Source organism: Streptomyces sp. ATLC9 (assembly GCF_057196705.1).
In genome coordinates this window covers 1-5,465 of the sequence record NZ_JBXUOY010000316.1, presented here as the reverse complement: position 1 = coordinate 5,465, position 5,465 = coordinate 1, and the positions used below count along the sequence as shown (strand labels likewise).

Annotated in this window: 6 protein-coding genes; 1 reads left to right on the top strand and 5 read right to left on the bottom strand. The window is 77.0% G+C overall.

Annotated features, from left to right (window positions below; genetic code table 11):
* Window positions 1-119: 119 nt before the first annotated feature.
* A complete protein-coding gene (locus tag AC2CJA_RS23475; RefSeq protein ID WP_484604676.1) occupies window positions 120-1,244 on the bottom strand; it encodes a nicotinate-nucleotide--dimethylbenzimidazole phosphoribosyltransferase in 1,125 nt (374 codons plus the stop codon).
* A gap of 42 nt (window positions 1,245-1,286) precedes the next feature.
* Window positions 1,287-2,498 carry a bifunctional adenosylcobinamide kinase/adenosylcobinamide-phosphate guanylyltransferase gene (locus AC2CJA_RS23470; RefSeq protein ID WP_484604675.1) on the bottom strand — a complete coding sequence of 404 codons (1,212 nt, stop codon included), beginning with the start codon at window positions 2,496-2,498 and terminating at the stop codon, window positions 1,287-1,289.
* 194 nt (window positions 2,499-2,692) lie between these two features.
* On the opposite strand from AC2CJA_RS23470, the gene AC2CJA_RS23465 reads away from it, so the two are divergent.
* On the top strand, window positions 2,693-2,905 hold the full coding sequence (locus tag AC2CJA_RS23465) for a hypothetical protein (protein WP_241717231.1): 213 nt from the start codon (window positions 2,693-2,695) through the stop codon (window positions 2,903-2,905).
* 87 nt (window positions 2,906-2,992) lie between these two features.
* Here AC2CJA_RS23465 and AC2CJA_RS23460 read toward each other — a convergent pair whose 3' ends face one another.
* The 3 genes from AC2CJA_RS23460 to AC2CJA_RS23450 all read right to left on the bottom strand — a co-directional run.
* Window positions 2,993-4,057: a S1C family serine protease gene (locus tag AC2CJA_RS23460; RefSeq protein WP_484604674.1), complete on the bottom strand. Its 1,065-nt coding sequence runs from the start codon at window positions 4,055-4,057 to the stop codon at window positions 2,993-2,995.
* 181 nt (window positions 4,058-4,238) lie between these two features.
* Window positions 4,239-5,006 (bottom strand): methyltransferase domain-containing protein, encoded by a 768-nt coding sequence (locus AC2CJA_RS23455; RefSeq protein WP_484604673.1) that lies wholly within the window; start codon window positions 5,004-5,006, stop codon window positions 4,239-4,241.
* A gap of 60 nt (window positions 5,007-5,066) precedes the next feature.
* The coding region (locus tag AC2CJA_RS23450) for a DUF3043 domain-containing protein (RefSeq protein ID WP_484604672.1) at window positions 5,067-5,465 on the bottom strand (399 nt) is incomplete at its 5' end.

The following is a 5,465-nucleotide window of genomic DNA, read 5'->3' as shown; positions in this document are numbered from 1 at the left end:
GGACTGGTGGCTGGCCGGGTGGCGGCGGGCCGGGCGACCGCGGGCCGGGCGGCGGCTGCGGGACGGTGTCCACGGGCTCTCCTGCGTTCTGCCTGCGAGAGGACGGCCGGCGTACGGGCTCAGGTGGCGTCGGGCATCCGCTCGGCGCCGGTCCGGTCCGCGTCCGGCGCCACCACCGCGGAGTCCTCCCGCTCCTGACCCGCCGGCAGCTCCGCCGCCAGCGCGGCCGCGGCCCGGACCAGGGGGAGGGCGAGCAGCGCGCCGGTGCCCTCGCCCGCGGTGACGCCGTGGTCCAGCAGCGGGTCGAGCGCCATCCGGTCCAGCGCCCTGGCCTGTGCGGGCTCCCCGCTCGCCGACCCGGCCAGCCACCAGTCCGGCGCCCGGAACGCCACGCGCTGGGCGACCAGCGCGCACGCGGCGCAGACCACGCCGTCGAGGACCACGGGGGTGCGGCGCACGGCCGACTGGAGCAGGAAACCGGTGATCGCGGTCAGGTCCGCCCCGCCGACGGTCGCCAACAGCCTCAGCTGGTCCCCCAGGACGGGCCGGGCGCGGCGCAGCCCGTCGCGGATCGCCGCGCACTTGCGCATCCAGGCGAGGTCGTCGACGCGCCCGCCGCCGCGGCCGGTGACCACGGAGGCGTCGGTGCCGCACAGCGCGGCGACCAGCACCCCGGCCGCCGTGGTGCCGCCGACGGAGATATCGCCCAGGACCACCAGGTCGGTCCCGGAGTCGGCCTCCTCGTCGGCGACTGCCATGCCGGCCCGGAAGGCGCGCTCGGCCTCCTCGGCGGTCAGGGCGTCCTCGGTGTCCAGGCTTCCGCCGGAGCGCCGCACCCGGTGGCCGGTGACCTCCGCGGGCAGCTCGCCCGGGTCGCAGTCCAGTGACATGTCGACGATCCGCAGCGGCACGTCGAGACGGCGTGCCAGCACGGCCGCCGGGCTCGTGCCGTCCAGGGCGGCGCGCACCAGGGCGTGCGCGCCCCCGGCGGGCCGGGCGGAGACGCCCAGGCGGGCCACCCCGTGATCACCGGCGAACAGCACGGCCTTCGGCCGCGACACCGGTTCCACGGGGACGCGGCCCTGCGCCGCCGCCAGCCACTCGCCCAGTTCGTCCAGCCGCCCCAGTGCCCCGGCCGGCAGGCCGGTCCTGGCGCGCCGCTCCTCGGCGTCCCGGCGGACGCCGCTGTCGGGACGTTCGATGAGGTCGCCGAAGTCGTCGAGGTTCAGGCTGCCGTCGCTCATGCGGCCGACACTACCGTTCCCCGCCCGGCTCCCGGCCGGTGCTCAGCCCCGCAGCGGCAGAGCGGTGCCCGCCGTGACCAGCAGGACGTGCTCGCACTCGGCCGCCACCGCCGCGTTCAGCCGGCCCAGCTCGTCGCGGAAGCGGCGGCCCGCGGCGGTGGCGGGCACCACGCCCGAACCGACCTCGTTGCTGACCGCGACCACCGTCCGGGAGGCGGCGCGGAAGGCCGCGACCAGGGCGCCGGTCCGCCCGGCCAGCGCCCGGGGGGCCTCGCCGCTCCTCCAGCGGTCGTCGTCCCAGGCGCCGGCGCGGTCCATCGCGTCGGTCAGCCACAGGGCCAGGCAGTCGATCAGCACCGCGGAGGCGTCCCCGGCGGTGAGCAGCGGCACCAGATCGCAGGTCTCGGCCGTGTGCCAGGTGGGCGGGCGGCGCTCCCGGTGCGCGGCCACCCGCGCCGCCCACTCCCGGTCGCCGTCCCGGGCGCCGCCCGTGGCGACGTACAGCACGTCCGGGAAGGCCGCCAGCCGGCGTTCGGCCTCGGCGGACTTGCCCGAGCGCGCGCCCCCCAGGACCAGCGTGCGCCGGGGCAGGTCGGGGACCGCCCGGTAGTCGCCGACCACCACCGTGGCGCCGTCCGGCTCGGTACGGGCCCCCGCGGCGGCCAGCCGCCGGTGCAGCTCCGCGCCGGGCGGCACGTCGTGGTCGATGTGGACGGCCAGCACGTCGGTGGTCGGGCCCACGGCCCCGGCCGCCCGCAGCCGGGCGAGCGCGTCGGGGCGGCCCAGGACGTCCATCAGCACCAGGGCGTACGGGGCACGGGAACCGTCGCGGGGCAGGTCCACGGGCCCGGCTCCCGGCGGCAGGTACAGCAGGCGCTCGCCGTCGGGCCCGCCGATCTCGTACCCGGTGCCCGGCGCGTCCAGCGCCACCGCCCGTGCCCGGTGGCCGCTGATCAGCGTCAGCCCCCGCCCGTCGGGCATCCGCACCGGCGCGGGCAGCCCGGCCGGGGCCTCGGGCGCGGGCCCCTGGCGGGGCCGGGACAGCAGCCCCTGCCGCACACCGTGCAGCGAACTCCCCGCCCGGGCGGCCGCCCGGGCGGGGCCGGGGGTCAGATCGAGCAGCAGGACGCCGTCCACGAGCAGCGCGGTCGCCGCCCGAGCCCGGGCACGGGCGGCGGTGGCACAGGCCGCGCAGGTGCAGCCGGGCCGGGGGAGGCCGGCGGGGGCGCCGGTGCCGAGCAGAGTCAGTTCCACGCCACGATCGTCTCGCGCCCGCCGGGCCGCCGCGCGAGGGGGGAGGGGAGGGGCCGGTCCGCGCGGATCGGCCGGCCAGGGCCTACTCTGCGGACAGCGGGACAGGATCACTGAAGCGTACGGCGGCGCCCGGTGCGGTACGGCCCGGGGACGAGCCGCGGACAGGGAACGGACGAGGGACAGGGGAGGCGCACATGGCGTGGACGTGGCGGTTCGAGAAGGCCGACGGCACGGAGACGGAACCGGCCGTCCAACCGGAGGAGTTCTCCACCCAGGGGGACGCGGAGAGCTGGATCGGCGAGACCTGGAGGGAACTGCTGGAGGGCGGCGTCGAGCAGGTGAGGCTGCTGGAGGACGGCACCGAGGTCTACGGGCCCATGAGCCTGAGCGCGGCCGAGGAGGCCTGAGAGCCGGGTGCGCGGGGGCCGCCCCGCCGGGGCCGCACCCCCGCGTACCGGGCGCCGCACCCCACGGGGCCGGGGCGGCCGGGCCCGTCAGCGCTCACCCAGCGTGACCGCCGCGGTCCGCTCCTCGCCGTCGCGCCGGTAGGTGAGCTTCACCTCGTCGCCCGGCTCGTGCGAGGCCAGTGCCTTCGCCAGTGCGGTGGTGTCCGTGATGTCCTCGCCGCCGAGCCCGACGATCACGTCGCCCGCCCGGAGCCCGGCCTCGTCCGCCGCGCCACCCTCCCGGGCCTCCACGATCGCCACCCCGGCGGGCCGGTAGTCCCCGCTCAGGACGGTGCGCACCGTCGCCTCGATCGCCGCCTCGTCGGAGTCGACCACCTCGCCGTGCTCGATCATCTGGTCGGCCAGGTGCCGGACGGTGTCGGAGGGGATGGCGAAGCCCAGGCCGGGCGCCGCGCCGCCGCCCCCGCCGGGGGAACGGGCGGCCAGGGTGGGGACGCCGATGACGCGGCCGGAGAGATCGACCAGCGCACCGCCGCTGTTGCCGGGGTTGATCGGGGCGGAGGTCTGGATCAGGTTGCCGATGGTGGTCTCGGCGCTGCCCTCGTCGAGAGCGCGGCCGGTGGCCGAGACGATCCCCTCGGTGACGCTGGAGGAGAGCCCCAGCGGATTGCCCATGGCCAGGACGATCTGGCCGACCTCCAGCTCACCGGAGTCCCCGAAGGTCGCCGGGCGGAGGCCGCTGGGGGGATCGGTGAGCTGGACCACTGCCAGATCCTCCTCCGGATAGCCGGCCACCAGTTCCGCGTCCAGCTCGTCCTGCCCGGTGGCCGTGGTGATCCGGAACCGCTCGGCGTCCCCCACCACATGGGCGTTGGTGACGATGTGGCCCTCGTCGTCGTAGACCACGCCCGAACCCAGCCCCTCCCCGGTGGTGACCTGGACGACGGACGGCAGGACCTGGTCCACCACCTTCTGGAAGGACTCCTGCAGATCGCCGGCCGAGGCCGGCACGGGGACGGTGGCGCTGGGGGAGGGCGAGGCACCGGAGCCTTCTGAGGAGTCCGAGCCGGTGCAGCCGGCGAGCAGCACGGCGGCCGCGCACAGAGCGGCGGCGCCGGCACGGCGCCCGCCGCGCCGTGGGGAACGGGTCATGGGAACGGATGCCCCCTCGTCGGTCTTCCGCTGGTCTCGCGCAGGCACTGCGCGCATCTGGGCGGTCCGGCACGACCGGGCCGCGCCCGGTCTGGACCATGGCACTCCGGGTTCCCTCCGGAAGCCGCCGGAAACCGTGACATGTCCGGCCCCCGTACGGGTTCGCACGGGGGCCGGGCGCTCAGCCGCGCACGGCGCACAGGTGCAGCAGCGCCGCCACCGCCCGGTACGGGTCGGTGCGCCCGGCCCGCTCCTCGGCGGCCAGCAGCCGCTGACCGGCCTCACCGGCGGGCAGGGCGCAGTCCTCGCCGGTGAAGACCCGCACCCCGTACCACCTGTGCACCGGGGTGCTCATCCCGGCCAGGGTGGCGGTCAGCGCCTCGCGGCGCAGGGCGCGCTCGGCGGGGCCGGGCGGGACGAGACGGTCCAGGGCCCCGGCCCAGTCGCCGGCCAGCCCCGGCCGCATGGCCGCCGCCTCGCCGTTCGGCACCAGCAGCGACAGCAGCCCGCCCGGGGCCAGCACCCGGCCCAGCCCGGCCAGCAGCGGGCCCACCTCGTCGCCGGGGGCCGGCACTCCGTGGCAGAGCACCACGTCGAAGGAGCCGGGCAGGAAGTGCGCGCCGGTGCTGCGGCTGTCACCGGAGACGACGCGCATCCGCTCCCGTATGCCCGCCGGCTCCCCCTCCAGGCTCCGCCGCACGGTGTCCGCCAGCTTGGGGTCGGACTCCAGCCCGGTCACCTCGTGCCCGGCGCGCGCCAGCGCCAGCGCCAGCAGCCCGTGGCGCAGCGCCACATCCAGCACGCGCAGCCGCCGCCCCACGGGGAAGCGCGAGGCGATCTGCTCCTCCAGTTGCCGGGCCAGCAGCGCCTGCCCCACGGCGTCGTCGTGGCGCAGACCGCCGCGGGGCGCGTCTCCGTGGTGTCCGTCGTGTCGTACGGCTGTGTCCATCACCGGGTCCGTCGGTGGTCCGCCGGCGATCCGCCGGGATAAGGGCTCCACTGCGCGCGGTCAGCGGCGGGGGGATTCGCCGCGGGCGATCTGCGGCTTGGGCAGACGCATACGGCGCATCTGGAGGGTGCGCATCAGCGCGTAGGCCACCGCGCCGCGCCGGTTCTCGTCGGGGAAGCGCTCGGCCAGGGTCTTCTTCAGCCGGAAGCCGGTGAGGACGGAGTCGACGACGATCATCACGATGACGCCCAGCCACAGCAGCAGGGAGGCGTTCTTCACCTGTATCGACGGCATCATGTTCAGGATCAGGATCACCACGGCCAGCGGCAGGAAGAACTCCGCGACATGCCACTTGGCGTCGACGAAGTCGCGGGCGTGGCGCCGCACCGGACCGCGGTCGCGGGCCGGCAGGTAACGCTCGTCACCACCGGCCAGGGCCTCGCGCTGCCGCGCCAGCTC

Coding starts and splice junctions, on each gene's coding strand:
- AC2CJA_RS23455 (WP_484604673.1), bottom strand. CDS start 5,006: ATGGACACAGCCGTACGACACGACGGACACCACGGAGACGCGCCCCGC.
- AC2CJA_RS23465 (WP_241717231.1), top strand. CDS start 2,693: ATGGCGTGGACGTGGCGGTTCGAGAAGGCCGACGGCACGGAGACGGAA.
- AC2CJA_RS23460 (WP_484604674.1), bottom strand. CDS start 4,057: ATGACCCGTTCCCCACGGCGCGGCGGGCGCCGTGCCGGCGCCGCCGCT.
- AC2CJA_RS23475 (WP_484604676.1), bottom strand. CDS start 1,244: ATGAGCGACGGCAGCCTGAACCTCGACGACTTCGGCGACCTCATCGAA.